Here is a 25,949-nt window from a genome sequence, read left to right as displayed (position 1 = left end):
CCTCCACTGCTCGTGCCCGGGGCTCCGGTGCCGAGGCCCCGCCCCGGCACAGCCGTACGCGCCCCGGTGGCCCGGGACGGTACGGCGCGGCGGCCGGGCCCGTCAGGCGCTCTCGGCGGCGCGTGCGCGGACGGCGTCCGCGAAGGCCTCGCCCCGCTTGTTGTAGTTGACGAACATGTCCATGGAGGCGCAGGCCGGGGCCATCAGTACGGTGTCTCCCGGCCGGGCGAGCCGTGCCGCCTCGCGGACCGCCTCGGACATCGCCCCAGTGTCGGTCCGGTCGAGGTCGACCACCGGGACCTCGGGGGCGTGTCGCGCGAGGGCTTCGCGGATCAGGGCCCGGTCCGCGCCCATCAGCACGACGCCCCGCAGGCGCTCGGCACAGCCGGTCACCAGCTCGTCGAACGTGGCGCCCTTGGCCAGGCCGCCGGCGATCCAGACGATGGAGTCGTAGGCGGCGAGGGAGGCTTCGGCGGCGTGCGTGTTGGTGGCCTTGGAGTCGTCCACGTACGCGACCCGGTCGACGTCCGCGACGTGCTCGATGCGGTGCGGGTCGGGGCGGAAGTTGCGCAGCCCGTCGCGCACGGCGGCGGGCTCGACGCCGAAGGCGCGGGCCAGGGCGGCGGCGGCGAGGGCGTTGGCGATGTTGTGCGGGGCCGGCGGGTTGACGTCGGCGACCTCGGCGAGCTCCTGGGCCTGCTTCTGCCGGTTCTGCACGAAGGCCCGGTCCACGAGGATGCCGTCGACCACGCCGAGCTGCGAGGGCCCGGGGGTGGCGAGGGTGAAGCCGATGGCCCGGCACCCCTCCTCGACGTCCGCCTCGCGCACCAGGTCCTCGGTGGCGCGGTCCGCGGCGTTGTAGACGCAGGCGACCCGGTTGCCCTCGTAGATCCGGCCCTTGTCGGCGGCGTACGCCTCCATGGAGCCGTGCCAGTCGAGGTGGTCGGGGGCCAGGTTGAGCACGGCGGCGGAGTGGGCGCGCAGCGAGGGCGCCCAGTGCAGCTGGTAGCTGGAGAGTTCGACGGCGAGCACGTCGTACGTCTGCTCGCCGGCCACGGCGTCCAGGAGGGAGACGCCGATGTTGCCGACGGCGGCGGTGCGCAGCCCGGCGGCCTCCAGGATGGAGGCGAGCATCCGCACCGTCGTGGTCTTGCCGTTGGTGCCGGTGACCGCGAGCCAGGGTGCTGGTTCCTTGCCGTCCCGCCCGCGCAGACGCCAGGCGAGTTCGACGTCGCCCCAGACCGGGACGCCCGCGTCGGCGGCCGCTGCGAACAGCGGCTTGCCGGGCTTCCAGCCGGGGGCGGTGACGACGAGTTCGGTGGACGCGGGCAGGGTGTCGCCGTCGCCGAGGCGCACGGTGATGCCCTGCGCCTCCAGCTCGGCGGCCTGGGCGCGCGAGCGCTCGTCGTCCCCGTCGTTGACGACGGTGACGACGGCGCCGAGGCCGTGCAGCACCCGGGCCGCCGGGACTCCGGAGACCCCGAGTCCGGCGACCGTGACGTGCTTGCCCTGCCAGTCCGCGTTGCTCACTTCTTGGCTGCCCATCCTGCGTAGAAGAGGCCGAGTCCGACGATCACGCACATGCCCTGGATGATCCAGAAGCGGACCACGACAAGGACTTCGGACCACCCCTTGAGTTCGAAGTGGTGCTGGAGTGGGGCCATGCGGAAGACGCGCCTGCCGGTCATCTTGAACGAGCCGACCTGGATGACGACGGACATCGTGATCATCACGAAGAGGCCGCCGAGCACCGCCATCAGGAACTCGGTGCGGGAGCAGATCGCGAGTCCCGCGAGCGCGCCGCCGAGGGCGAGCGAACCGGTGTCCCCCATGAAGATCTTGGCCGGGGAGGTGTTCCACCACAGGAAGCCGAAGCAGGAGCCCATCAGCGCGGAGGCCACGACCGCGAGGTCGAGCGGATCGCGCACTTCGAAACAGGCGCTCGGATTGGTGAGGGTGTTGGCGTTGGCGCAGGACTCCTGGAACTGCCAGAGCCCGATGAAGGTGTACGCGCCGAAGACCATCACCGACGCACCGGTGGCGAGGCCGTCCAGACCGTCCGTCAGGTTCACGCCGTTGGACATGGCGAGAATCATGAAGAGGGCCCAGACCACGAAGATCACCGGGCCGACCGACCAGCCGAAGTCCTCGACGAAGGAGAGCTTGGTGGACGCCGGGGTGTTGCCCCGGGCGTCGGCGAACTGGAGCGAGAGCACCGCGAAGGCGATCCCGACTATCAGCTGGCCGGCCATCTTCGCCTTCGCCCGCAGACCGAGCGAGCGCTGCTTGACGATCTTGATGTAGTCGTCGAGGAAGCCGACGAGACCCATGCCGGCCATCAGGAAGAGGACCAGCAAACCGGAGAAGCGCATCTCCTCGCCGGTGATCACCTTCGCCAGGAAGTACGCGATGAGCGTCGCCAGGATGAAGGCGATGCCGCCCATCGTGGGCGTGCCCTTCTTGGAGCCGTGCGTGCGCGGCCCGTCGTCCCGGATGAACTGCCCGTATCCCTTGCGGGCCAGGAGCTTGATCAGCAGCGGAGTGCCGACCAGGGTCAGGAAGAGCCCGATGGCTCCCGCGAAGAGGATCTGCCTCATCGGCCCGCGACCTCGCCCTCGGTCGCGTTCTCCAGCAGTGCCGTTACGACCTGCTCCAGGCCGACCGACCGGGACGCCTTCACCAGCACGACGTCTCCCGGGCGCAGTTCCCTGCGCAACAGGTCGACGGCAGCCTGTGCGTCGGACACGTGCACCGACTCCTCACCCCACGAACCCTCGTTGTATGCGCCCAGTTGCAGCCAGGAGGCTTCTCTGCCCCCGACCGCGACGAGCTTGCTGACGTTGAGCCGGACGGCGAGCCGTCCGACCGCGTCGTGCTCGGCGAGCGAGGCGTCGCCGAGCTCGGCCATGAGGCCGAGCACCGCCCACGTACGACGCCCCTTCCCCATGGCGACCAGCGCGCGCAGCGCGGCCTTCATGGATTCGGGGTTGGCGTTGTAGGCGTCATTGACGAACGTCACGCCGTCCGGACGCTCGGTGACCTCCATGCGCCAGCGGGAGAGGGTGCCCGCCTCGGAGAGCGCTTCGGCGATCTCGTCTGCGGACAGGCCCAGCTCATGGGCGACGGCGGCCGCGGCGAGCGCGTTCGACACGTGGTGCTCACCGTACAGGCGCATGGTCACATCGCTGCACCCGGTGGGTGTGTGGAGCCGGAACGCGGGGCGTCCGTCGTCGGTGAGGTGGACGTTCTCACCCCGTACGTCCGCATCCGCGGCTTCGCCGAAGAGCACCACCCGGGCCTTGGTGCGGGAGGCCATGGCGCGTACGAGGGGGTCGTCGGCGTTCAGCACGGCGACGCCGTCCTCGGGCAGCGACTCGACCATCTCGCCCTTGGCCTGCGCGATCTGCTCCTTGCCGCCGAACTCGCCGATGTGCGCGCTGCCGACGTTGAGCACGAGGCCGATGCGCGGCGGGACGAGTCCGGTGAGGTAGCGGATGTCGCCGATGTAGCGGGCGCCCATTTCGAGGACCAGGTGCCGGGTCTCGTCGGTGGCGCGCAGCGCGGTGAGCGGGAGGCCGATCTCGTTGTTGAGGTTGCCCTCCGGGTAGACGGTGGGCCCCTTGCGCTCCAGGAGCTGCGCGATGAGGTCCTTGGTGGAGGTCTTGCCCGCGGAGCCGGTGAGGGCGACGACGGTGGCGCCGAGACGGGCGACGACGGCGCGGGAGAGCGCGCCGAGGGCCGCCACCACGTCGTCCACGACGATCGCGGGGACGCCGACCGGGCGGGTGGCCAGGACGAGGGCCGCGCCCGCCTCGACGGCGCGCTCGGCGTAGTCGTGGCCGTCGGCCCGTTCGCCGGCGAAGGCGACGAAGAGGCAGCCCGGGGTCACCTTCCGGGAGTCGATGACGACCGGCCCGCTGACGGTTGCCGCCGGATTCGGTATGTCGTGCGTCTGCCCGCCGACGATTTCGGCGATCTCGGCGAGGGAAAGGGCGATCACTTGGTCATCCCTGACTGTTGTTCTCGTGGGTGGAGGCACGGGGGGTGGCGCTCTCGTGCCCCAGGGACCGCTCGATGGCCGCGCGCAGGACCACCCGGTCGTCGAAGGGGCGGACGACGCCGTGGATGTCCTGGCCCTGCTCGTGGCCCTTGCCGGCGATGAGCACGGTGTCGCCGGGCTCGGCGCGGCCGACGGCGGCGGCGACGGCCGCGGCCCGGTCGGCGTCGACCAGGACGTCACCTCGTTCGTGGACGGGGACCTCGGCGGCGCCGGCGAGCATGGCGGCGAGGATGCCGAGCGGGTCCTCGGAGCGGGGGTTGTCGGAGGTCAGTACGGCGGTGTCGGCGAGCCGGGCCGCGGCGGCGCCCATCGGGCCGCGTTTGGTCGTGTCGCGGTCGCCGCCGCAGCCGAGGACGATGTGCAGCCTGCCCTTGGTGACCTTGCGCAGGGCGCGCAGCACGGACTCGACGGCGTCGGTCTTGTGCGCGTAGTCGACGAGCGCGAGGTAGGGCTGTCCGGCGTCGACGCGCTCCAGCCGGCCGGGCACTCCGGGCACGGACGCGACACCGTCGGCCGCGGTCTGCGGGTCGATGCCTGCGACGGCGAGGGTGACGATCGCGGCCAGGGTGTTGGCGACGTTGAACGGGCCGGGCAGCGGGGCCTTGGCGGTGGCCCGCTCGCCCTTGGGGCCGACGACGGTGAAGGTCGAGCCGAGCTGGCCGACGACGACGTCCTCGGCCCGCCAGTCGGCGTCCGGGTGGCCCTCGGCGGAGAAGGTGGTGATGGGCACGGACGCCTCGGTGATGAGCCTGCGGCCGTACTCGTCGTCGTAGTTGACGACGCCCTGCCTGCTGCGCTGCGGGGTGAACAGCCGCGCCTTGGCCTGGAAGTAGTCCTCCATGCCGGAGTGGAACTCCATGTGCTCCGGGCTGAGGTTGTTGAAGACGGCGACGTCGAAGACGCAGCCGTCGACCCGGCCGAGGACCAGGGCGTGGCTGGAGACCTCCATGGTCACGGCGTCGGCGCCGCGTTCGCGCATGACCGCGAACAGGGCCTGCAGGTCGGTGGCTTCCGGCGTGGTGCGCTCGGACTTGATGCGCTCGTCGCCGATGCGCATCTCCACCGTGCCGATGAGGCCCGTGCTGCGCCCGGCGCCGCGGAAGCCGCCCTCCACGAGGTAGGCGGTGGTGGTCTTGCCGGAGGTGCCGGTGATGCCGATCTGGAGGAGACCGGTGCCGGGGCGGCCGTAGATCTCGGCGGCGAGTTCGCCCATCCGGCCGCGCGGGTCGTCGGTGACCAGCACCGGCACCCCGGTGGCCCGGGCGCGCTCGGCGCCCGACGGGTCGGTGAGGATGGCCGCCGCGCCGAGGCCGGCCGCCTGGGCGGCGAAGTCGGCGCCGTGCAGGCGGGCGCCCGGCAGGGCCGCGTACAGGTCTCCGGGGCGTACGGCACGGGAGTCGTGGGTGATGCCGGTGACGTCGCCGGTGCCCGGCGGTTCGGCTCCCAGTCGGGCCGCCAGCTCTCCGATGGAGGTCGGCCGCAGCCGATCCGGGCGGGGCGCTCCCGGGTAGTTCACAGGCGCGTCCTTCTGGGTCGTTCGGGACTGTTCAGCGTGGGGCACGGCGGCGAGCGTACCGGGCGCACCCGGCCTCTCGCGAAGTGAGGGGCCCGGGGTGCGGGGGTTCCCGTTCCGGTTCCCGGGATCGGGGGTGATGGTTGTCACTGGTGGTCTCCGCGAGTTCACTCGCCGGGTTGGTAGGACACCGGCAGCCTGGCCGGCTCGCTGCCGGACGGGGGGGTCTGCAGCGTCTTGAGGGCGAATTCCATGACCTGCTTGTAGATGGGGCCGCAGATCTGGCCGCCGAAGTAGCTGCCCTTGGTGGGGTTCTGGATGGCGCAGTAGACGGTGATCTGGGGGTCGTCGGCGGGTGCGAAGCCGGCGAAGGACGCGGTGTAGCCGTGGTAGCCGCCGCGCACCGGGTCGACCCGGTTGGCGGTGCCGGTCTTGCCCGCGACCCGGTAGCCGGGGATCTTGGCCTTCGTGCCGGTGCCCTCCTCGTCGCCGACCACCGATTCGAGCATGGTGGCGAGCGTCTTCGCGGTCTTCTCGCTGACCACCCTGGTCTGTTCGGGGGCCTCGGCCGGGGTGAAGCGGCCGTCGGCGCCCCTGGTGCCGCGTACGAGGGTCGGTTCGATCCGGACGCCGCCGTTGGCGATCGTCGAGTAGATCGAGGCGGCCTGCATGGCGTTGAGGGAGAGGCCCTGTCCGAAGGGGATCGTGTACTGCTGCGAGGTCGACCAGTCCTGCGGCTTGGCGAGGATGCCGGGGGTCTCGCCGGGGTAGCCGAGGCCGGTGGGCGATCCGATGCCGAATTTCCTCAGATAGGAGTACAGCACCTTGTTCGCCTCGGCCTGCGTCCTGCCGAGCTGGCCGGTGGCCAGGATGGTCCCGATGTTGCTGGACTTGGCGAGTACGCCGTTGAGCGTCAGGTACCACGTGGCGTGGTCGATGTCGTCCTTGAAGAGCCGGTCGCCCCGGTGCAGCCGGTTGGGGACCGTGACGTGCGTACCGGGGGTGGCGACGCCCTCCTCCAGCACGGCGGCCATGGACATCACCTTGCTGGTGGAGCCGGGCTCGTAGACGTCCTGGAGGGCCGCGTTGCCCAGGGAGGCGGCGTCGGCCTGGGAGAGGTCGTTGGGGTCGAAGCCCGGGGCGTTGGCCATGGCGAGGACCTCGCCGGTGCGGGTGTTCTGCACGATGACGTACCCGCGGTCGGCCTTGGACTTCTCGACCTGGTCGGAGATCGCCTTCTGAGCCGCCCACTGGATGTCGCGGTCGATGGTCAGCTCGATGTCCGAACCGGCGACCGCCGGCACCTCCTTGGTGCCCGCGGTGGGCACCCGGCGGCCGCCGGACTGGGCGTACTTGATCGTGCCGTCCTCGCCCGCGAGCTCCTTGTCCAGCTGCGATTCGAGGCCGCCCGCGCCCTTGCCCTCGGCGTTGACGTAACCCAGTATCCCGGCGGCCAGGGGGCCGTTGGGGTAGACGCGCTTGGTGGTCGCCTCCTGGAAGACGCCGGCCAGCACGTTGGCGCCGGGGCCGCCGGCCGCCTTGTCCTTCGCGGCCTTCTCGGCGAAGACGGCCTTGAGGTCCTTGATCTGCTTCCAGACCTGCGGGGTCTGCCTGCGGGCCAGGACCGCGTAGCGGCTCTTGGGCTTGGAGAGCCTCTTCGTCAGGTCGGCCGCGTCGACGCCGAGGATGGGCGCGAGGAGGGCGGCGGCCTGCTGGGGGGCGTCGGGCGCCTTGCTCTCGGCCGGTGTGAACATCTTGGGGTCGGCCGTGATGTCGTACGCGTCGACGCTGGTGGCCAGCGCGATGCCGCCGCGGTCGGTGATCTCACCGCGTTCCGCGGCGACGGTGTAGCTCAGGTAGCGGTTCTCCTCGGCCTTGGCGGCGTACGCGTGGGCGTCGACGGCCTGGACCTGGAGGAGCCGGACGACGAACGCGATCATGACGAGCGTCAGGGCGAGGCTGACCAGCCGCAGTCTCGGGCGCGGGCTGCCCAGCCGCAGCGGCCGGCCGGAGCGGCCGCGCGGTGTCCGCCCACGCGGGGCACCGGACGTGCCGCGCCGCCGCTGCTCGGGGCGGGGGCGGCCGGATGCGGAGGCGTTGCGGGGGCGCGCGGGGCCGGGGACCCGGCGGCGCGGTGGTTGCTTGGAGGGCACTCGGTCACCTGCCGGGGCTCGTGGAGGGCTGTGCCGCCGGTGCGCCGGAGGCCGTGGACGTATCCGGAACCGCGGTACCGAACGCGGGGTTGGTGGCCGCGGGGGTGGTGGCCGCGGGGGTGGGCGGGGCCGCGGGCGACGGTGTGGCCGGCACGGGGGTGGTCGGCGGGGGCGCGACGACCGGGGCGGGCGCGGCCTTGGAGGGCACCCCCCGGACCTTGCCGGCCGGGTCGAGGAAGGCGGGGCTGCCGCCGGGGACCATGCCCAGCTCGCGGGCCCGGCGCGCCAGGGCGTCGGGCTCGAAGGAGGCGTCGACGTCGTGCTGGAGGGACTGCTGCTCGTCGGTGAGCTCGGTGGTCCGCTTCTTCAGCTCGCTCAGCCTGAACGATCCTTCGTTGAGCGCGGAGTTGAGCAGCAGCAGGGTGATCAGGCCGCCGCCCAGGAGCAGAACGACCAGCAGGACGAACGGGGTGCGGGCCGCGTTGCTCGGCCCGGCGGGCATCAGCCGGGTGAGCCGTGCGGCGCGTCCTTTCAGCTGCCCGGCCGGTTTGCTCACCGCACCGCTCCGTCCCCGGCGCGGGCGGCCGGGCGCCGGCCGCTCATCGCTCGTCCTCGCGGATGCGCTGGGCGCCGCGCAGCCGGGCGGGGGCGGCCCGCCGGTTCTCGGCGACCTCCTCCTCGGTGGGGAGTTCGGCGCCCCGGGTGAGGAGCTTCAGCCGGGGCTGGTAGCGCTCGGGGACGACGGGCAGGCCGGGCGGCGCGGTGTTGGCGGCGCCGGCCGCGAGGACCTGCTTGACCAGCCGGTCCTCCAGCGACTGGTACGACAGGACCGCGATGCGGCCGCCGACGGCGAGGCTCCGGACGGCGGCCGGGATGGCCCGCTCCAGCACCGTGAGCTCCCCGTTGACCTCGATGCGCAGGGCCTGGAAGGTGCGCTTGGCGGGGTTGCCGCCGGTACGCATGGCGGCCTGCGGCAGGGCTTCGCGGATCAGCTCGACGAGCCGGGCGCTGTTGCTGAAGGGCTCCTTCTCGCGCTCGCGCACGACGGCGGAGACGATCCGCTTGGCCTGCTTCTCCTCGCCGTACGCGCGCAGGATGCGCACCAGCTCGCCCGGCGGGTAGGTGTTGAGGACCTCGGCGGCGCCGATGCCGGTCGTCTGGTCCATGCGCATGTCGAGCGGTGCGTCACGGGCGTACGCGAAGCCGCGGTCGGCCTCGTCCAGCTGCATGGAGGAGACGCCCAGGTCGAACAGGACGCCCTGCACCTTGGGGATGCCGAGCCGGTCGAGCACCTCGGGCAGTTCGTCGTAGACGGCGTGCACCAGGGTGGCGCGGTCGCCGTAGGGGGCGAGCCGTTCGCCGGAGAGCCGGAGGGCCTCCTTGTCCCGGTCCAGGGCGATCAGCCGGGCGGTCGGGAAGGCGGCGAGGAGCGCCTCGCTGTGTCCGCCGAGGCCGAGGGTGCAGTCGACGACCACGGGGGGCTGGGGGCCGGGCGCCTCCAGAGCCGGTGCCAACAGGTCCAGGCATCGCTGGAGCATCACCGGGACGTGTCGGGTCTGGCTCATGCGCCCTCTCAGGCTCAGGTCCCGGGTGGCGGGACGTACGGCCTGGTCCCCGCCCGCTCGCGAAGGGGAGGTCCGCCGGCGCCGGGGAAGGGGCGTCAGCCGACCGGCGAGCGGGAGAGGGCCGGGCCGTACGTACGCCGCGCACACGGGGAGAAGTTCGAAATGTGCAGGGTGTCGGTAACTTCCCGTCACTTTAGTCCACCCTGCCACTCGATCGATTCCCGATCAATCAACCCGGCAGCGCGTCGGCCGACGCGCATTCACCCGACCGGACCACCGTGGGAAGGCTTGTGGATTACCTCACAACAAGCACTGTTGACGTTTTTTGTCCGCTTCCCCCTCCCGTCCCGGCCGGTGACGGGGGCTAACGTCTTGTCCATGTCGACTTCCGCGCACTCCCCCGCCGAGCCCTCTGCCCCAGCCGCCGACGGCGGTACGGTCACCGACCGTCTGGTCGAGGCGAACGGCCGTTACGCAGCAGAGTTCAAGGACCCCGGGATGGACGCCAAGCCGGTGCTCCAGGTCGCCGTGGTCGCCTGTATGGACGCCCGGCTCGACCTGCACAAGGCTCTCGGCCTGTCACTGGGCGACTGTCACACCATCCGCAACGCGGGCGGCGTGGTCACCGACGACGTCATCCGTTCGCTCGCGATCAGTCAGCGGGCGCTCGGCACCCGCAGCATCATCCTGATCCACCACACGGGCTGCGGCATGGAGGCGATCACGGAGGACTTCCGCCAGGAGCTGGAGATGGAGGTCGGCCAGCGGCCGTCCTGGGCCGTGGAGTCCTACACCGACGCCGACCAGGACGTGCGGCAGTCGATGCAGCGCGCGCGTACCTCGCCGTTCCTCAAGCACACCGACGACGTGCGCGGTTTCGTCTTCGACGTGACCACCGGCAAGCTGCGCGAGATCCTTCCGGCTTCCTGACCCGGCCGTGCGGCCGGGTCGCCGGAAGGTGTCGGACGAACACCTTCCGGTGACGAAATCCTCACCCAATCCGACATATCGCCCCTGGTTGTCCACAGGCGAGTGACACGAAGCGGTAACGGCAACAAGAATGCGTGAGTGACACCCCGCCGGACCTCGTCGTCCGGCGCGGTGTCCGCATTTCGGGGAGGGCCGGGCCGCACGAGGGCGTCGGCCCGTGACTGGGGAATCCCGTGCTCCTGGTGAGCGTGGGGCAGGGCCGAGGAGGGCCGGGTGACGACCTATGACGATCGAGCGAGCCTCACAGATCTGACCAGCACCGCCGAGCGGGTGCGCAGGTCGGTGGAGGCCGTGATCGAGGGCAAGCCAGAGGTCGTACGGCTTTCGCTGACCGTGCTGCTCGCGGAGGGGCACCTGCTGATCGAGGACGTCCCCGGCGTCGGCAAGACCATGCTGGCCAAGGCGCTGGCCAGGTCCATCGACTGCTCGGTGCGCCGCATCCAGTTCACGCCCGACCTGCTGCCCTCGGACATCACCGGGGTGTCGATCTACGACCAGCAGCGCCGGGACTTCGAGTTCAAGCCGGGCGCGATCTTCGCCCAGGTGGTGATCGGCGACGAGATCAACCGCGCCTCGCCCAAGACCCAGTCCGCGCTGCTGGAGTCGATGGAGGAGCGCCAGGTCACCATCGACGGGCACACCTACGAGCTGCCCGACCCCTTCATGGTCGTGGCCACGCAGAACCCGGTGGAGATGGAGGGCACGTATCCGCTGCCCGAGGCCCAGCGCGACCGGTTCATGGCCCGGGTGTCGATCGGCTATCCCTCCGCGGAGGCCGAACTGCGGATGCTCGACGTGCACGGCGGGCTCTCCCCCCTGGACGACCTCCAGCCGGTGGCCCAGGCGCACGACATCGTCAAGCTCATCGACGCGGTGCGGACGGTCCACGTCGCCGAGGCCGTCCGCAGGTACGCGGTCCAGCTCGTCGGTGCCACCCGCAACCACCCGGATCTCCGGCTCGGCGCCTCGCCGCGCGCCACGCTGCACCTGCTGCGCGCCGCCAAGGCGTCCGCCGCGCTGAGCGGCCGGGACTACTGCCTGCCGGACGATGTGCAGGCCCTGGCCGTGGCGGTGCTCGCCCACCGGCTGCTGCCCACCGCGCAGGCCCAGCTGAACCGCCGCAGCGCCGAGCAGGTCGTGCTGGAGATCCTTCGGCAGACCCCGGTGCCCACGGCCTCGGGCGGAGCGGCCGCCGCCGCACCGCGCCCTCAGGCGGGCGCGGTGTACGGCGGACCCCAGCAGCCCGGCATCCGGCGGCCGTGATGGCCGCGGCGGGGCCCGTCGCGATGGACGGCGACGACAAGGGCGGTGTACGGGCCGCGCTCGGCGGCCTGACCACCCGGGGGCGTTCCTTCCTCGCGGCCGGGATCGCCGCGGCGGTCTGCGCCTACGCACTGGGCCAGGGCGACCTGCTGCGGGTCGGTCTGCTGCTCGCCGTGCTGCCGCTGGTGTGCGTGACCGTGCTCCACCGGACCCGCTACCGGGTCGCGGGCACCCGCCGGCTCTCCCCGTCGCGCGTACCGGCCGGTTCCGAGGCCCGTGTCCATCTGCGCATGGACAACGTCTCGCGCCTGCCCACGGGCCTGCTGATGCTCCAGGACCGGGTGCCGTACGTGCTCGGGCCGCGCCCCCGGTTCGTGCTGGACCGGGTGGAGGCGGGCGGGCGGCGCGAGGTGTCCTACCGGGTGCGCTCCGACCTGCGCGGGCGCTACCCGCTCGGCCCGCTGCAACTGCGGCTGAGCGATCCGTTCGGCATGTGCGAGCTGACGCGCTCGTTCAGCGCCTACGACACCCTGGTCGTGGTCCCGCGGACCGAGCCGCTGCCGCCGGTACGGCTGGCGGGCGAGGCCTCGGGGTACGGCGAGGGGCGTCAGCGGTCGCTCGCGCTGGCAGGTGAGGACGACGTGATCCCGCGCGGCTACCGCTACGGGGACGATCTGCGCCGCGTCCACTGGCGCTCCACCGCGCGTTACGGCGAGCTGATGGTGCGCCGCGAGGAGCAGCCGCAGCGCGCCAGGTGCACGGTCCTGCTCGACACCCGGCGGACCGCCTACCGGGGGGCGGGGCCGGACTCCGCGTTCGAGTGGGCCGTCTCCGGGGCGGCCTCGGCGCTGGTGCACATGCTGGAGCGCGGCTTCGCGGCCCGGCTGCTCACCGACGTGGGGAACGCGGTGCCGGGCGAGGACGGGGGCGGCTTCGCCGGCGCCACCCAGGACACGGCCGACTCCGCCGGGCTGATGATGGACGCCCTCGCGGTCGTCGAGCACTCCGACGGCGGGGGCCTCTCCCGCGCCTACGACGTGCTGCGCGGGGGCGACGAGGGGCTGCTGATCGCCTTCCTCGGCGATCTGGACGAGGAGCAGGCCGCCGTGGCGGCCCGGATGCGGCAGCGCAGCGGCGGGGCCGTGGCCTTCGTCCTGGACGGCGGCGCCTGGGTGAACGGCGCGTCGCCCGCCACCCGTGCGGCGTCCGAGCAGCGGCTGCGGCCGCTGCGCGAGTCGGGGTGGACGGTGGTGCCGGTGGAGCCCGGCGCCGAGCTGACCGCGCTGTGGCAGCAGGCGGGCCGCCACGGTGCGGCCGCCGGTTCCGGCGCGGCGGGCGGCACGGCGGGATTCTCCGGGGGTTGGTCATGAGGGGGCGGTCATGAGCGGTCGTGGTCGGCTGGCGCTGTGCGCCTTCGCGGCGACGCTGATGGCGGCCTGCTCGATGCTGCCACTGGTGGACCCGGTCAACTGGCTCGTGCAGGCCGCGTTCCTGCTGGCCGTGCAGTACGGGGTGGGCGCGCTGGGCCGGCGGGTGCCGCTGCCCCGGCTGCTGACGGTCGCCGCCCAGGTGCTGGTCATGCTGGTGCTGCTGACGGTGGCGTTCGCCAGGGAGCAGGCGGTGGCGGGCGTGCTGCCCGGGCCGCAGGCGGTGCGACAGCTCGCGGACCTGCTGACGGCCGGTGCGGACGACGTCGGCCGGTATGCGATTCCGGCGCCGGCCACCCCGGGCATCCGGCTGATGCTGGTGGGCGGTGTGCTGCTGGTCGGGCTCGCGGTGGACATGCTGGCGGTGACGTTCCGCAGCGCCGCGCCCGCGGGGCTGCCCCTGCTGGCGCTCTACTCGGTCGCCGCCGGGCTCTCGGACGGCGGCGCGGACTGGCTGTGGTTCCTGCTGGCCGCCTGCGGCTATCTGCTGCTCCTGCTGGCCGAGGGGCGCGACCGGCTCTCCCAGTGGGGCCGGGTCTTCGCCGGGGCGGCGCGGCCCCGGGGCGGCTCGTCCGGCGGGCTCGAAGCCTCGGGCGGCAGGGCGCACGCCCCGGTGCGCACCGGGCGGCGGATCGGCGCCCTGGCACTGGGGATCGCGCTGGTCGTGCCGGCGGCGCTGCCCGCGCTCGACAGCGGGCTGCTGACGGGCACGGGCAGCGGGGGCGGCAAGGGGAGCGGGGGCGGCACCATCTCCGCGGTGAACCCGCTGGTCTCCTTGCAGGACAACCTCAACCAGCCGGAGAACCGGCAGGTGATGTCGTACCGCACCGACTCGGACAGCGCGGGCGACTTCTACCTGCGCATCCTGGCCCTGGACCAGTTCAACGGGAACGAGTGGCGGGCCTCGACGCGCCGGCTGCAGGACGTGCCGAAGCGGTTCCCGACGCCGGCCGGCCTCTCCCCCGCAGTCGCCGTCTCGGAGATCAGGTCGACCGTGTCGGCGTCCGACTCGTACCGGCAGACCTATCTGCCGCTGCCCTATCCGGCGGCCGAGGTGCGGGTCGGCGGGCGGTGGCGCTTCGAGCCGGAGGGCCGCACGCTCGTCGGGGACGACGGCGAGACCACCCGTGGCGCGCAGTACACGGTGACCAGCCTCGACGTGCGGCCGACGTCCGACCAGCTCGCCCGTGCGGGCGTGGTCCCGGCGGCGCTGCTGCGCGAGTACACCCAGGTGCCGGCTTCGCTGCCGAAGGTGGTCGCGGAGACCGCCGACCTGGTCACGAGGGGCGCGGGCAACGCCTACGAGCGGGCGGTGAAGCTCCAGGACTACTTCTCCGCCGACGGCGGGTTCACGTACGACACCTCGGTCAGTTCGGGTACGGGCACCGCCGCGATAGCCCGCTTCCTCAAGGACAAGCAGGGCTTCTGCGTCCACTTCTCGTTCACGATGGCCGCGATGGCCCGGACGCTGGGGATTCCGGCCCGGGTCGCGGTGGGCTTCACACCGGGCACCGCGCAGTCCGACGGTTCCTACTCGGTCGGGCTGCGGGACGCGCACGCGTGGCCCGAGCTGTACTTCGAGGGCATCGGCTGGACCCGCTTCGAGCCGACCCCGACGCGTGGCTCCGTCCCGTCGTACACCCTGCCCGACGCCCCGACCGGTGACACGGCGGACCCGGCCCGGCCGGAGGCGGACGCCTCGGCGCCGGCGGCGGCCACCCCGTCCGCGTCGGACAGCTGCCCGGCGCAGCTGCGCAAGCAGGGGGAGTGCGGTCAGACCGCGCTGCCGGGGGCCGCGGGGCCGACGGACACGGGGACACCGGCGGGCACCGTGCTCGGCATCGCCCTGGCCGTCGTGCTCGTCCTCCTGCTGCCCCTGCTGCCGATGTGCTGGCGCCTGCGGGCGCGGGCCCGCAGGCTGGGCTCCTCGGCCGGACGCGCCCCCGCCGACACGACCGCGAGAACGCTGGCGGTGTGGCGGGAGATCACCGATACGGCGTGGGACCACGGCATCCCCCCGGACGACGCGCAGACCCCGCGTGGGGCCGCCGAGCGGCTGGTGCGCCTGGGCCGGCTCGACACGGAGGCGGCGGACGCGGTGCACCGGGTCGCGGGGGCGGTGGAGCAGGTGCTGTACGCGCCGCAGCCGCGCCCGGTGGCGGGGCTCGCCGAGGACGCGCGGACGGTACGGGCCGGGCTGGGCGTCTCGGCCGGGCGGGCCGGCCGGCTCCGGGCGCTGGTGGCGCCGCGCTCGGCCGTACGGGTGGTGTGGGCGGTCGCGGAGCGCCGGGCAGCTCTGGCAGGGCGACGGTTCCGGCCGGCCCGCCCGGCCTGGACCCGCCGCACGTCCCGCCAGGAGAGCTGACGCGGGCGGGGGGCGGGTCGTCCCCCGCCCCCCGCCCGCCGCTTCACCGCACGCGTGAGGGGCGGTCGCGATGTCCGCGAACGCCCCTCACCCGAAAACGCTCTGTACGTCTACTGTCCCTGCTCGTCGCGGCGGCGCTGCCACCGCTGTTCGATCCGGTTCATCACGGACCGGCGCTGCCGGGACTGCCGGCGCTCACCCGCACCACCGGTGGGCACCGCCTGTTGCTCACCCGGCTTGGGTGCCTTGCGCCAACCCGTGACCGCGAGCACCGCGCAGCCCAGCATGACGAGGAAGCCCACCACGCTGATCCAGATCTGCTGAGCGACCATTCCGGCCATGAGGAGCGCGATACCCACCAGAAAGCCAGCGACTGCCTGGTAGACCCGTCGCCGGGTGTACGTACGCAGCCCACTTCCCTCGAGCGCTGTCGCGAACTTGGGATCTTCGGCGTACAGCGCTCGCTCCATTTGCTCGAGCATTCGCTGCTCGTGCTCCGAGAGCGGCACGGAGTCCTCCTCGTCGTCGGCCGCGGGGGGCGGCCGGTATGCGGCCCTTCCAGGATAGGCAGGGAATCGTCCCCGTGAAACCCGCCCTCATTGCCAATCAGCCAGTCCGGGCCGCCACGGCGGCTCAGCTGCTGAGGCGTTGATTCCCCAACCTCCGATCCGTCATGCCGGATGGTGTCCACCGATCATACGGGGCCGGACGCCCGAACGGGGCTGCCGGTGCGTACTCCGTCTGCGGCTGCGTCGCTGATCAGCCACGCTGCCGCCGGTGACCGGCCGGTGTCTCAGCCGCCCTTGGTGCCCAGGACGTGCAGCTGGGTCGCCACCGAGTGGAACGCGGGCAGTTCGGCGGCCGCGGCCTCCAGCTTGAGCAGGGCTTCGGCCGCACCTGGTTCGGTGTCCACCAGGACGCCGGGGACGAGGTCGGCGAAGACGCGTACGCCGTGGATCGCGCCGACCTCCACATCGGCGCCGGTGACCAGCTCGGTGAGCTGCTCGGCCGTGTACCGCCGGGGCATCGGGTCGCCCTCGCCCCACCGGCCCTCCGGGTCGCCGAGCGCGTGCCTGGCCTCGGTGAAGTGGCCGGCGAGCGCGCGGGCCAGGACCGCGCCGCCCAGCCCGGCGGCGAGCAGGCTCAGCGCGCCGGCCGGGCGCAGGGCCTCGACCGCGTGCCGTACGCCCTCGGCGGGATCGTCCACGTACTCCAGGACGCCGTGGCAGAGCACCGCGTCGTAGCCACCGCGCTCCACCACGTCGAACAGGCCGAGGATGTCGCCCTGCACCCCGTGGACCCGGTCGGCGACCCCGGCCTCGGCGGCCCGGCGCTCCAGCGCGAACAGCGCGTTGGGGCTGGGGTCGACGACGGTGACCCGGTGGCCCAGACGGGCGACGGGCACGGCGAAATTGCCCGTGCCGCCGCCGGTGTCCAGCACGTCCAGGACGTTGCTGCCGGTCGCCTTGACCCGGCGGTCGAGGGCGTCCTTGAGGACCTCCCAGACCACAGCGGTACGGAGGGAGGCGCGGGGGCGCAGCTGGTCCGACACGGCAGTTGACTCCTCGGCACGGGCCGCCGCGGGGGCGGAGCGTGAACAGCGCAGGTGATAGGTCCTGTCCACCCTATTGCCTGGCGCCGTCCCCACCGTCCCTGCCGTCCCCGCCGTCATCCCGCGTCGGGCCGCTCCCCGCGGGGCTGCGGCAGCACCGGCTGGAGCACGAGCAGCCGCTCGACCAGGCGCAGGAACATCGCCACGTCCCGCAGCAGGTCGTCCGCGTCGCGCCGGCCGGCCGCGCCGGGTATCCCCGCTTCCGCGCGGGCCCGCCGGGTGGCGCCGGCGGCGAACAGGGCGCTCCACTCGGCGAGCTCGGGGGCCAGCTCCGGCAGGATCTCCCAGGCGCTGCGGATTCTCTCCCGGCGCCGCCGCGAGGGCTCGGGGCGCCCGCGGACGGCGAGCACGGCCGCGGCGGTGCGCAGGGCCGCGAGGTGTGCGGTGGCGTACCGCTCGTTGGGCACGTCGAGAACAGCTGCCTCCTCCAGGCCGGCACGGGCCTGGGCGAGGAGATCGAGGGCGGCGGGCGGCGCGGTGGTGCGCCGGACGACGGGGTGGACATCCTGGGCCGGGCCGGTCGGTGAGGGAGCAGGGCCGTCTGCGCGGCGTCGCGGAGCGGCGGCTGCGGACGAGTGGGCCATGACAGAACCTCCTGTCTCGGTAACGGCTTCGTGGCCGTCTGTATCCATCGTGACGGCCCCCACTGACAATCGGCCTTGACCAGTCGCTGACCTGGGCTTTTGCTTCGATCGCGAGTTCGGGCTACCTTTTTGTACTGACCAGTCAGTTCAGAAAAAGGGGAGGGTGCCGTGGACAGCCCGCACGGGGCAGCCGTCAGCGCCAAGGGCTTCGGGCTCCAAGGGCCGCGCGGCTGGGCCTTCCGCGATGTGACGTTCAGTGCCGAGCCCGGCTCCCTGATCGCGGTCGAGGGCCCGTCCGGCTCCGGCCGTACCTGTCTTCTGCTCGCTCTCACCGGCCGTATGCGCCCCACCGAGGGCGAGGCCGCGACCGGGGGCCTCGCGCTGCCGCGCAGGGCCGCCGCCGTACGCCGTATCGCGGCCCTGGGCCCGGTGCCCGGGGTCAGTGAGCTCGACCCGGCGTTCACGGTCGCCGAGCACCTGCGCGAACGGGCCCTGCTCCAGCGCCGCTACGACGGCTCCTTGCGCGCCCTGCTGCGGTCGCCCGGCGAGCGGGCCGCCGCCGCCCGGGCCCGGATCGATGCCTCCCTGGACGCCGCCGGGCTCGACCCGGCCACGTTGCCGAAGGCCGAGCGGACCGCCGTACGGGACCTGGAGCGGCTGGAGGCGCTGCGGCTGTCCGTCGCCCTCGCCCTGATCGGCCGGCCCCGGCTGCTCGCGGTGGACGACGCCGATCTCAAGCTGTCCGACGCCGAGCGGGCCGAGGCCTGGGAGCTGCTGCGTTCCGTGGCCGGCGCCGGTACGACCGTGCTGGCCGTCTGCAGCCAGGCCCCCGAGGACGCCGTCGCCGTACGCACGGGCACCGCGCGCACGGACACCACGACCGGCACCACCGACCCCGCCGAACCGGCGGAACCCGAGGAGAGCACGCACGTGGAGACGGCGCACGAGGAGGGGGCGGCCGATGCGTTCGCCGAGACTGGCCGCGCTTGAGCTGAGGCGCTTCGGCAGGGGGCGACTGCCGCGCGCCGCCCTCGCCGCGCTCCTCCTGCTCCCGCTGCTCTACGGCGCCCTGTACCTGTGGTCCTTCTGGGACCCGTACGGCCGCCTCGACCGCATCCCGGTCGCCCTGGTCAACGACGACAAGGGCGCCACCGCCGCCGGCAAGCACATCGCGGCGGGCGACGAGATCACGAGCAAGCTGCTCGACTCCAAGGTCTTCGCCTGGCACGAGGTGAGCGCCGCCGAGGCGGACGAGGGCGTCGAGGACGGCACGTACTACCTCTCGCTGCGCATGCCCTCCGACCTCAGCGAGCGCATCGCCTCCAGCGCGGGCGACTCCCCCGAGACCGGTGCGCTCCAGGTGCGCACCAACGACGCGAACAACTACATCGTCGGGCAGATCTCCCGGACGGTGTTCTCCGAGGTCCGCACGGCCGCGTCGGCCAACGCCTCGCGCGGGTTCCTCGACCGGATCTTCATCAGCTTCTCCGACCTGCACGACGAGACGGCGAAGGCCGCCAAGGGCGCCGCCGACCTCGAGAGCGGGATCGGCAGGGCGAAGAAGGGCTCGAAGGACCTCGCGGACGGACTGAAGGACGCGAAGTCCGGCAGCGGCAAGCTGGCCGGCGGCATCGTGAAGCTGGACAAGGGCGCGGGCGACCTGGAGACCGGGTCGCGCCAGGTCGCCGACGGCACCCAGCTGCTGGCCGACAAGGTCAACGGGGTCGCCGCCGACGTACGTCCGTTCCTCAAGGACAACGGCAAGGCCATCGGCGACACCGCCCGGCTCGTCGCCGACTCCTCACGGACCGTGCGGGACAACCTCGACCTGCTCGTGAAGGCCGCGCCCACCGCCGCGACCGCCGCGCACACCGCCGCCGACGACCTCACCGAGGTCCACCGCACCCGGTGCGAGGAGCAGCCGCTCCCCGACCCCGCCGTCTGCCCGCCGCTGAAGCGCGCCGTGACGGCGGCGGCCGATGTCGCGGCCGTGGCCGACGACGTGAACGCCCTGGTCGAGAACCAGAACGGGGACCTGGCGAAGCTTCGCACCCAGCTGACCACCCTGGAGAAGCAGGCGAAGGCCCTCGCCGCGCGCTCCCCGCACCTGGACGAGGACCTCGAAGCCGCCGTCAAGAAGGTCAACGCCCTCAACACCGGGGCGCACAAGGTCGCCAAGGGCGCGGACCAGCTGCACACGGGACTGGCCACGGCCAAGACCGGCTCGGCCGACCTGAACACCGGCGTCGGCAAGCTCAAGAAGGGCGCGACGAGCCTGGACAAGGGGATGGTCCGGCTCAGCGACGGCTCCGCCACGCTCGCCCAGGGCCTCGGCGACGGCGTCGACAAGATCCCCGACTACGACAAGAAGGACCGCGACGCCCGTACGGAGGTCATGGCCGACCCCGTGCGGCTGGCCTCCCAGTCGCTGCACTCCGCCCCCAACTACGGCACGGGCTTCGCGCCCTACTTCATCCCGCTCTCGCTCTGGGTCGGCGCGATGGTGGCGTACATGCTGATCCAGCCGCTCAGCCGGCGCGCCCTGGCCGCCGGGGCGCCTGCCTGGCGGATCGCCCTCGCGGGCTGGCTGCCGGTGGCCGCGGTCGGGCTGCTCCAGGTGGCCGCCCTGATGTCCGTACTGCACTGGGGGCCCGGCCTCAGGATGGCGCACACCGCCGGGACGCTCGGATTCCTGGCGCTGGTCACCTGCTGCTTCGGGGCGATCGTGCAGTGGCTGAACGCCTGCTTCGGGGCGGCGGGGCGCATCCTCGTCCTCGCGCTGCTGATGCTCCAGCTGACCTCGGCCGGCGGCACGTACCCCGTACAGACCAGTCCCGGCTTCTTCAACGCGATCCACCCCTTCCTGCCGATGAGCTACGTCGTCGAGGGGCTGCGCCGGCTGATCACGGGCGGCGGGCTGGGCCCGGTCTGGCAGGGCTGCGCGGTCCTCGTGGCGTTCACCGCCGGGGCGCTCGCGCTGACCGCGCTGTCCGCGCGCCGCAAGCAGATGTGGACACTGGAGCGGCTGCATCCGGAGCTGAGCCTGTGAGCCTGCCCGGACCTGTGAGAATCAGGAGTATGGAAAGCAGTAGCAGCACGCGCCGCCAGGCCACCCGGCAGAGGCTCTACGAAGCGGCCGTCACCCTCATCGCCGAGAAGGGCTTCTCGGCGACCACGGTGGACGAGATCGCCGACCGCGCCGGGGTCGCGAAGGGCACGGTCTACTACAACTTCAAGAGCAAGACCGAGCTCTTCGAGGAGCTGCTGCGCCACGGCGTCGGGCTGCTCACGGCGTCCCTGCGGACGGCGGCCGAGGAGACCGGTGCGCGCGGCGGCAGCCGGGTCGAGGCGCTGGACGCGATGATCCGGGCCGGTCTGGTCTTCATCGACCGCTACCCCGCCTTCACCCAGCTGTACGTGGCCGAGCTGTGGCGCACCAACCGGGCCTGGCAGTCCACCCTGCTGGTGGTGCGCCGCGACGCCGTCGCCGTGGTGGAGGGCGTGATCGCGCAAGGGGTGGCGAGCGGTGAGCTGAGCGAGGAGATCGACGTGCCGCTGACGGCGGCGGCGCTGGTCGGCATGGTGCTGGTGGCGGCGCTGGACTGGCAGGCGTTCCAGCCGGAGCGATCGATCGACGACGTGCACTCGGCGCTGTCCCTGCTGCTGCGCGGCCGCGTCAGCGGACACTGAGCGCGCCGCGGATTCTCCCCGGCGCGCACGAAGGCGCCGGTCCGGCGTGGCCCGATCCTTCCGAGCCCGCCCGACCGGCGCCTTCCGTGCTGCCGGAGGACCTTCCCCCGTGACCCCGTGTCCCCCGTGGTCCCGAGTCCTCCGCCGCGCACCCCCGTTCGGAAGGGAGTCCCGCTCCGGTACCGCCGCCCCGTGCCGGCGGGTGCCGGGGCAACGCCCCCTTCCCTGCCGACCACTCTGCCGTTCCGGCAGGTCGCGGCCCATCCGTGCGGCTACTCATCCCGCCGTCTGAGTACGGATACTCAGAGCCGGGCGTCCGGGCGCCGCCGCGATGTCAGACCCCCTCGCTACGATCGCGTCCGTGTCCGTACTCCCTCTGGTGTTCACAAGCGGCTGGGCGAGCGGGATCAACGCGTACGCGGTGGTCCTCCTGCTCGGCGTCTTCGGCGCGACCGGCGTCAGCGACGAGGTGCCCGCCTCGCTCCAGCGCACCGACGTGCTCGTGGTCGTCGCGGTGCTCTTCCTCTTCGAGGTGGTCGCGGACAAGATCCCGTACGTGGACACGGTCTGGGACGCGGTGCACACCGTCGTCAGACCGCTGGCGGGCGCGGTCGTGGCGGCGCTGCTGGCCGGCGAGAGCGGTTCGCTGTCCGAGATCGCGGCCGGCGCCATCGGGGGCTCCACCGCGTTGGTGAGCCATCTGGTGAAGGCCGGTACGCGGATGGCGGTCAACACCTCCCCCGAGCCGTTCAGCAACATCGCGCTGAGCGCGGTCGAGGACCTGGGCGTCGCCGGGGTCGTCACCTTCGCGATATTCCATCCGTGGATCGCGGCGGCCATCTCCGGGACGCTGCTGCTGCTCGGCCTGGTGATACTGGTCTTCCTGGCCTCCCGCATCCGCCGGTTCCTGCGCCGCAGGGCGCAGCGGCGCGAGGAGAAGCGCCGGACGCAGACCGCCGCTTTCCCGCCGCCGACCTGACGGCCGGGCTGTCGGTGGCGGCCGTTAAGGTCGCATCCATGGCACGAATTGCGGTGATCGGCGCTGGGATGGGCGCGATGGCGGCGGCGGCCCGGCTGGCCGTGGCAGGGCACCGGGTGACGGTGTACGAGCGGTCGAAGACGTACGGCGGCTCGCTCGGCCGGCATGCCGAGGAGGGCTTCGCGTTCGACACCGGGCCCGGTCTGCTCCACCTCCCCGCGGTCTACCGGGACCTGTTCGTGAAGACCGGCAAGGAGCCGCTGGAGCGGTGCGTCACGCTGGCCCAGGTGGACCCGGCGAGCCGTCATGTCTTCGCGGACGGCACCGCGGTGTCCCTGCCGAACGCGTCGCGCGCCGGGACCGTCGCCGCTCTCAACGCCGCGCTCGGCGGGGACGCGGGCGCGAGGTGGGGGGCCTTCCTCGACCGGGCCAGGGATGCCTGGGACCGCTCCCGGCGACCGCTCCTGGAGGAGCCGCTGCGCCCCGACTGGCAGGTGCTGGCCCGCGATCCGTATCCGGCCGAGGAGCGGCGGCGGCTGCTGCGCCCGGCCCGGCGGGCGGGGACGGTGGCGGAGATCGGTGCCTGGGAGCTGGCGGACCCCCGCCTGGCGGCCCTGCTCGACGGATACGCCCTCGGCTACGGCCTGGACCCGCAGCGCGCCCCGGCGGGCGCGGCCCTCCTGCCGTACATGGAGGAGACGTTCGGCAGCTGGTACGTCATGGGCGGCATGCGGGCGCTGGCGCGGGCGGTGTACGAGCGGTGCCTGGCCCGGAAGGTGGAGTTCGTCTTCGGCGCCGAGGTGGCCCGGGTCGTGGCGAAGGACGGCCGGGCGGCGGGGGTGGAGCTGGCGGACGGGACGGTCGCGGAGGCCGCCCGCGTGGTGCTGGGCGCCCGGCCGCGCCCGGAGCTGGTGCCGGGTCAGGAGCTGTGGGGCGAGGGCGATGTGACGGCGCGGCCGAGGGCGGACGGCGCCGGTGCGGCCGGCCGGTTCGTGGTGCTGCTGGCGCTGCGCGGGGGCCGGCCGGCGGACGCCGTGCACCGGACGGTGGTGCACCCGGCGGACGGGGCGGCCGAGCGCGCGGCGGTGTTCGGGGGCCGGACCGCCGCGCATCCCACGGTGACCGTGCTGCGCCCCGACGACCCGTCGTCCCGCCCCGACGAGGCGCACGAGGCGGTGACGCTGACGGCGACGGTGGCCCCGCACGGTCCGGTGGACTGGACGGACGAGGCGCTGCGGGCGCGGTACGCGGACACGCTGGTCGACGCGGCGGGCGCGGCCGTGCCCGGCCTGCGCGAGCGGGTGCTGCACACCTGGGTGCGGACGCCCGCCGAGACCGCCGCGGACACGGGTGCGGAGGGCGGCGCCGTTCCCGCGCCCGCGCTGGCGGGTGCCGGGGGCGGGTTCCTCCACGCCGCCAACCGCACCCGGCTGCCGGGTCTGTTGCTGGCGGGCGGCTGGTCGCATCCGGGCGGCGGTCTGGCGCACGCGGGCATGTCCGGGGCGCTGGTCGCGGGGACCGTCGTCGAGGGGGACGACTTCCGCGGCTCCCGGTGAGGGGCCGCGGAGGGGGCCGTCAGTAGCGGTACTGGTCGTTGTAGCCGGTGTCGTAGCCGTTCGGGTACGAGGCCGGCTGGGCGGCGGGCTGCTCCGGGTGCTGCTCACCCTCGCGCTGCTGCGGCACCCAGACACCGCCCGGCGGGGTCTCGGAGCCGTACGCCTCGGGCTGCGCGTACGCCCCGGTGTGCTGCTGCCCCTCGCCGTGGGCGTCGTAGTTCCCGTAGCCGTCGTACGTGCCGTACTGCGGGGCGCTCGCGGTGGTGCCGATGTACGGGTCGGAGTAGGCGGCGTACTGCTGCTGGTCCGTGCCGTAGTCGTACTGCCCGGCCCCGGCGTAGGCGTCCTGGCCGGTGTAGGTGCCCTGGCCCTGGGGCTGTTGGGGCGGGAAGTCGGCGTAGGGGTCGTACGCGTCGTACTGCGGCGCGCCCTGGGGCTCCTGGGACGGCTGCGGCTGCGGGTGCGGCTGTGCGGGGTGGCCGTAGACGCCGTACTGCCCGGTGTCCTCGGGCATCGGCTCCGTCTCGTAGACCGCGGCCGGGGCGGACGGCGGGGTGGACGGGGCGGCACCCTCGTACTCCGCTTCCAGGCCGGTGACCTCCAGCGTGGGCTTGCGGTCGCCCCCGCCGCGCCGGCGGCGGCTCTCCCCGGGGCTGCCCCCTATCGCCCAGCCGGTCGAGAAGCCCTTGCGGAACGAGAGCGTGACGTAGGTCTGGCCGGTGGCGAAGGCCACCGCGCCGACGGCGATGAGGGGCACGGACGGCACCAGGACGCCGATGACCACACCGAGGAAGCCGGTGAAGGCGAGCAGTCGCCAGCGGAGCCGCGCCTTGTACTGCAGCAGCACTTCGCCGAGCAGCCACAGCGCGACGACACCGAACGCGATGTAGAGGACCGTCCAGCCCATGCCCGCCCCCTTCTACGGCCACCGCCCCGGAGCGTGGCGGGTACGGCCGGTCACGACTGCTTGTGCAGTCCGAGATTCTCGTAGATCTCGAGCGTCGCAGTCGAGTTGTTCAACGTGATGAAGTGCAGTCCGGGCACACCCTCGGACAGCAGCCTCGCGCAGAACCGCGTTGCGAAGTCGATGCCAATGGAGCGTACAGCGGTGGCGTCGTCCTTGGCGGCGAGGATGCGCTCTTTCAGCTCGGCGGGCAGCGTCGCGTTGCTGAGCTGGGCGAATCGCTCCAACTGCCGGACGCTGGTGAGCGGCATGATCTCGGGAATGATCGGGGTGTCGCACCCCGCGGCGACCACCCGGTCACGCATCCGCAGATACGCCTCCGGGTCGAAGAACATCTGTGTGATCGCGTAGTCGGCGCCCGCGCGGCACTTGGCCACGAAATGCCGGATGTCGGTGTCCCAGTCGGCGGAGCGCGGGTGCCTCTCGGGGAACGCCGCGACGCCTACGCAGAAGTCGCCGGCCTCCTTGATCAGCCGGACCAGGTCCGCCGCGTACTTCACGCCCTGCGGGTGCTCGACCCACGGGCCCATCGGGTCGCCCGGCGGGTCCCCGCGCACGGCGAGGATGTTCCGGATGCCGGCGTCCGCGTACTGGCCGACCATGTTGCGCAGTTCGGCGACGGAGTGGTTGACCGCCGTGAGGTGGGCGACCGGGGTGAGCGTGGATTCGGCGGCGATGTCCTGGGTGGCCTTCACCGTCCCGGCGCGGGTGGAGCCGCCGGCCCCGTACGTGACGGAGACGAAGCTCGGCCCGACCGCCTCGACCCGGCGCAGCGCGTTCCACAGGTTGCGCTCGCCCTTCTCGGTCTTGGGCGCCCAGAACTCGAACGAGTACGAGGTCTCGCCGGTCGCGAGCATCTCGCGCACGGTACGCGCGTGATCTGTCCTGGTGGAAGGTGTGCCAAGGGCCATACCGGCAGGTTAACCAGGGCGGAGCGGCCTCCCAACCGAACCGGGGACATTTGCCGGAATTGACTGGTTCTTGTCCACCCTTCGGACAGATCTGTCCCAGACCCGCCGTTCCGGACGCCGCCGCCGCCGCGTCAGGCTCCGGCGCGCTCGCGGACCCTTCGTGCCAGTTCAGCGGCGGCGGCGCCCGGGTCGGACGCCTTGGTGAGGGCCCGTACGACGACGATCCGTCGGGCTCCGGCGTCCAGCACCTGGTCAAGGTTGTCCGCGTCGATCCCGCCGATGGCGAACCACGGGCGGGCCGGGGCGAGCGAGGCCGC

Annotated in this window: 22 protein-coding genes; 9 read left to right on the top strand and 13 right to left on the bottom strand. The window is 73.1% G+C overall.

From position 1 onward, the window contains the following. Positions 1–102: 102 nt before the first annotated feature. The 7 genes from murD to rsmH all read right to left on the bottom strand — a co-directional run bounded on the left by murD (position 103) and on the right by rsmH (position 9,291). Positions 103–1,530, bottom strand: a complete 1,428-nt coding sequence (gene murD, locus E6P78_RS30355) for a UDP-N-acetylmuramoyl-L-alanine--D-glutamate ligase (RefSeq protein ID WP_136206850.1) — start codon at positions 1,528–1,530, stop codon at positions 103–105. Next, positions 1,527–2,597 carry a phospho-N-acetylmuramoyl-pentapeptide-transferase gene (gene mraY, locus E6P78_RS30350; protein ID WP_136206838.1) on the bottom strand — a complete coding sequence of 357 codons (1,071 nt, stop codon included), beginning with the start codon at positions 2,595–2,597 and terminating at the stop codon, positions 1,527–1,529. Before mraY ends, murD begins: the two co-directional genes overlap by 4 nt. Continuing rightward, a complete protein-coding gene (murF, locus tag E6P78_RS30345; RefSeq protein WP_136206837.1) occupies positions 2,594–4,000 on the bottom strand; it encodes a UDP-N-acetylmuramoyl-tripeptide--D-alanyl-D-alanine ligase in 1,407 nt (468 codons plus the stop codon). The genes mraY and murF overlap by 4 nt, the downstream gene beginning before the upstream one ends. 4 nt (positions 4,001–4,004) lie before the next feature. After that, positions 4,005–5,723 (bottom strand): UDP-N-acetylmuramoyl-L-alanyl-D-glutamate--2,6-diaminopimelate ligase, encoded by a 1,719-nt coding sequence (locus tag E6P78_RS30340; protein ID WP_136206836.1) that lies wholly within the window; start codon positions 5,721–5,723, stop codon positions 4,005–4,007. A 17-nt stretch (positions 5,724–5,740) separates the two neighbouring features. Then, a complete protein-coding gene (locus E6P78_RS30335; protein WP_136206835.1) occupies positions 5,741–7,726 on the bottom strand; it encodes a penicillin-binding protein 2 in 1,986 nt (661 codons plus the stop codon). A 4-nt stretch (positions 7,727–7,730) separates the two neighbouring features. After that, a complete protein-coding gene (locus E6P78_RS30330) occupies positions 7,731–8,228 on the bottom strand; it encodes a cell division protein FtsL (RefSeq protein ID WP_136206849.1) in 498 nt (165 codons plus the stop codon). 97 nt (positions 8,229–8,325) lie between these two features. Beyond that, positions 8,326–9,291: a 16S rRNA (cytosine(1402)-N(4))-methyltransferase RsmH gene (gene rsmH, locus E6P78_RS30325; RefSeq protein ID WP_136206834.1), complete on the bottom strand. Its 966-nt coding sequence runs from the start codon at positions 9,289–9,291 to the stop codon at positions 8,326–8,328. 378 nt (positions 9,292–9,669) lie between these two features. Between rsmH and E6P78_RS30320 the strand changes: the two genes are divergently transcribed. The 4 genes from E6P78_RS30320 to E6P78_RS30305 all read left to right on the top strand — a co-directional run bounded on the left by E6P78_RS30320 (position 9,670) and on the right by E6P78_RS30305 (position 15,336). After that, complete coding sequence (locus E6P78_RS30320; protein ID WP_136206833.1) at positions 9,670–10,221, top strand: carbonic anhydrase; 552 nt, start codon at positions 9,670–9,672, stop codon at positions 10,219–10,221. Positions 10,222–10,494: 273 nt separating this feature from the next. Then, positions 10,495–11,544, top strand: coding sequence for a MoxR family ATPase (locus E6P78_RS30315; protein WP_136206832.1), 1,050 nt, complete (start codon positions 10,495–10,497; stop codon positions 11,542–11,544). Then, entirely contained in the window at positions 11,544–12,914 is a 1,371-nt protein-coding gene (locus E6P78_RS30310) for a DUF58 domain-containing protein (protein ID WP_136206848.1), read from the top strand. The genes E6P78_RS30315 and E6P78_RS30310 overlap by 1 nt, the downstream gene beginning before the upstream one ends. Before the next feature lie 10 nt (positions 12,915–12,924). Further along, positions 12,925–15,336, top strand: a complete 2,412-nt coding sequence (locus tag E6P78_RS30305; protein ID WP_136206831.1) for a DUF3488 and transglutaminase-like domain-containing protein — start codon at positions 12,925–12,927, stop codon at positions 15,334–15,336. Positions 15,337–15,446: 110 nt separating this feature from the next. On the opposite strand, the gene E6P78_RS30300 is transcribed toward E6P78_RS30305, so the two are convergent. From E6P78_RS30300 to E6P78_RS30290, 3 genes are all read right to left on the bottom strand, one after another. Further along, a complete protein-coding gene (locus tag E6P78_RS30300; RefSeq protein ID WP_136206830.1) occupies positions 15,447–15,845 on the bottom strand; it encodes a DUF3040 domain-containing protein in 399 nt (132 codons plus the stop codon). Positions 15,846–16,129: 284 nt separating this feature from the next. Further along, positions 16,130–16,888: a methyltransferase gene (locus tag E6P78_RS30295; RefSeq protein WP_136206829.1), complete on the bottom strand. Its 759-nt coding sequence runs from the start codon at positions 16,886–16,888 to the stop codon at positions 16,130–16,132. 116 nt (positions 16,889–17,004) lie between these two features. Then, positions 17,005–17,532 (bottom strand): SAV_6107 family HEPN domain-containing protein, encoded by a 528-nt coding sequence (locus tag E6P78_RS30290; RefSeq protein ID WP_136206828.1) that lies wholly within the window; start codon positions 17,530–17,532, stop codon positions 17,005–17,007. Positions 17,533–17,700: 168 nt separating this feature from the next. On the opposite strand from E6P78_RS30290, the gene E6P78_RS30285 reads away from it, so the two are divergent. The 5 genes from E6P78_RS30285 (at position 17,701) to E6P78_RS30265 (ending at position 23,757) form a co-directional block, all read left to right on the top strand. After that, complete coding sequence (locus E6P78_RS30285; protein WP_136206827.1) at positions 17,701–18,522, top strand: ATP-binding cassette domain-containing protein; 822 nt, start codon at positions 17,701–17,703, stop codon at positions 18,520–18,522. Then, entirely contained in the window at positions 18,494–20,581 is a 2,088-nt protein-coding gene (locus tag E6P78_RS30280; protein ID WP_136206826.1) for a YhgE/Pip domain-containing protein, read from the top strand. Before E6P78_RS30285 ends, E6P78_RS30280 begins: the two co-directional genes overlap by 29 nt. Before the next feature lie 29 nt (positions 20,582–20,610). After that, complete coding sequence (locus E6P78_RS30275) at positions 20,611–21,222, top strand: TetR/AcrR family transcriptional regulator (protein WP_136206825.1); 612 nt, start codon at positions 20,611–20,613, stop codon at positions 21,220–21,222. Between the two features lie 361 nt (positions 21,223–21,583). Further along, on the top strand, positions 21,584–22,201 hold the full coding sequence (locus tag E6P78_RS30270) for a DUF4126 domain-containing protein (protein WP_240799433.1): 618 nt from the start codon (positions 21,584–21,586) through the stop codon (positions 22,199–22,201). A 38-nt stretch (positions 22,202–22,239) separates the two neighbouring features. Then, positions 22,240–23,757 (top strand): NAD(P)/FAD-dependent oxidoreductase, encoded by a 1,518-nt coding sequence (locus E6P78_RS30265; RefSeq protein ID WP_240799432.1) that lies wholly within the window; start codon positions 22,240–22,242, stop codon positions 23,755–23,757. Between the two features lie 19 nt (positions 23,758–23,776). Here the strand turns inward: E6P78_RS30265 and E6P78_RS30260 are convergent, their stop codons facing one another. From E6P78_RS30260 to E6P78_RS30250, 3 genes are all read right to left on the bottom strand, one after another. Beyond that, positions 23,777–24,664: a hypothetical protein gene (locus E6P78_RS30260; RefSeq protein WP_136206823.1), complete on the bottom strand. Its 888-nt coding sequence runs from the start codon at positions 24,662–24,664 to the stop codon at positions 23,777–23,779. 50 nt (positions 24,665–24,714) lie between these two features. Further along, entirely contained in the window at positions 24,715–25,632 is a 918-nt protein-coding gene (gene metF / locus E6P78_RS30255; protein ID WP_136206822.1) for a methylenetetrahydrofolate reductase [NAD(P)H], read from the bottom strand. Between the two features lie 131 nt (positions 25,633–25,763). Then, positions 25,764–25,949: thiamine phosphate synthase (locus tag E6P78_RS30250; RefSeq protein ID WP_206307960.1), on the bottom strand; the 186-nt coding region annotated here is incomplete at its 5' end.

This window comes from Streptomyces sp. A0958 (assembly GCF_004795035.1).
Taxonomy (GTDB): domain Bacteria; phylum Actinomycetota; class Actinomycetes; order Streptomycetales; family Streptomycetaceae; genus Streptomyces.
This window is presented reverse-complemented; position numbering and strand designations above follow the sequence as displayed.

Excerpts from the sequence above, each read along its gene's own strand:
- rsmH (WP_136206834.1), bottom strand. The coding sequence starts at position 9,291 with ATGAGCCAGACCCGACACGTCCCGGTGATGCTCCAGCGATGCCTGGAC.
- mraY (WP_136206838.1), bottom strand. The coding sequence starts at position 2,597 with ATGAGGCAGATCCTCTTCGCGGGAGCCATCGGGCTCTTCCTGACCCTG.
- E6P78_RS30310 (WP_136206848.1), top strand. The coding sequence starts at position 11,544 with ATGGCCGCGGCGGGGCCCGTCGCGATGGACGGCGACGACAAGGGCGGT.
- E6P78_RS30330 (WP_136206849.1), bottom strand. The coding sequence starts at position 8,228 with ATGCCCGCCGGGCCGAGCAACGCGGCCCGCACCCCGTTCGTCCTGCTG.
- E6P78_RS30305 (WP_136206831.1), top strand. The coding sequence starts at position 12,925 with ATGAGCGGTCGTGGTCGGCTGGCGCTGTGCGCCTTCGCGGCGACGCTG.
- E6P78_RS30290 (WP_136206828.1), bottom strand. The coding sequence starts at position 17,532 with ATGGCCCACTCGTCCGCAGCCGCCGCTCCGCGACGCCGCGCAGACGGC.
- E6P78_RS30320 (WP_136206833.1), top strand. The coding sequence starts at position 9,670 with ATGTCGACTTCCGCGCACTCCCCCGCCGAGCCCTCTGCCCCAGCCGCC.
- E6P78_RS30260 (WP_136206823.1), bottom strand. The coding sequence starts at position 24,664 with ATGGGCTGGACGGTCCTCTACATCGCGTTCGGTGTCGTCGCGCTGTGG.
- E6P78_RS30280 (WP_136206826.1), top strand. The coding sequence starts at position 18,494 with ATGCGTTCGCCGAGACTGGCCGCGCTTGAGCTGAGGCGCTTCGGCAGG.
- E6P78_RS30265 (WP_240799432.1), top strand. The coding sequence starts at position 22,240 with ATGGCACGAATTGCGGTGATCGGCGCTGGGATGGGCGCGATGGCGGCG.
- E6P78_RS30275 (WP_136206825.1), top strand. The coding sequence starts at position 20,611 with ATGGAAAGCAGTAGCAGCACGCGCCGCCAGGCCACCCGGCAGAGGCTC.
- metF (WP_136206822.1), bottom strand. The coding sequence starts at position 25,632 with ATGGCCCTTGGCACACCTTCCACCAGGACAGATCACGCGCGTACCGTG.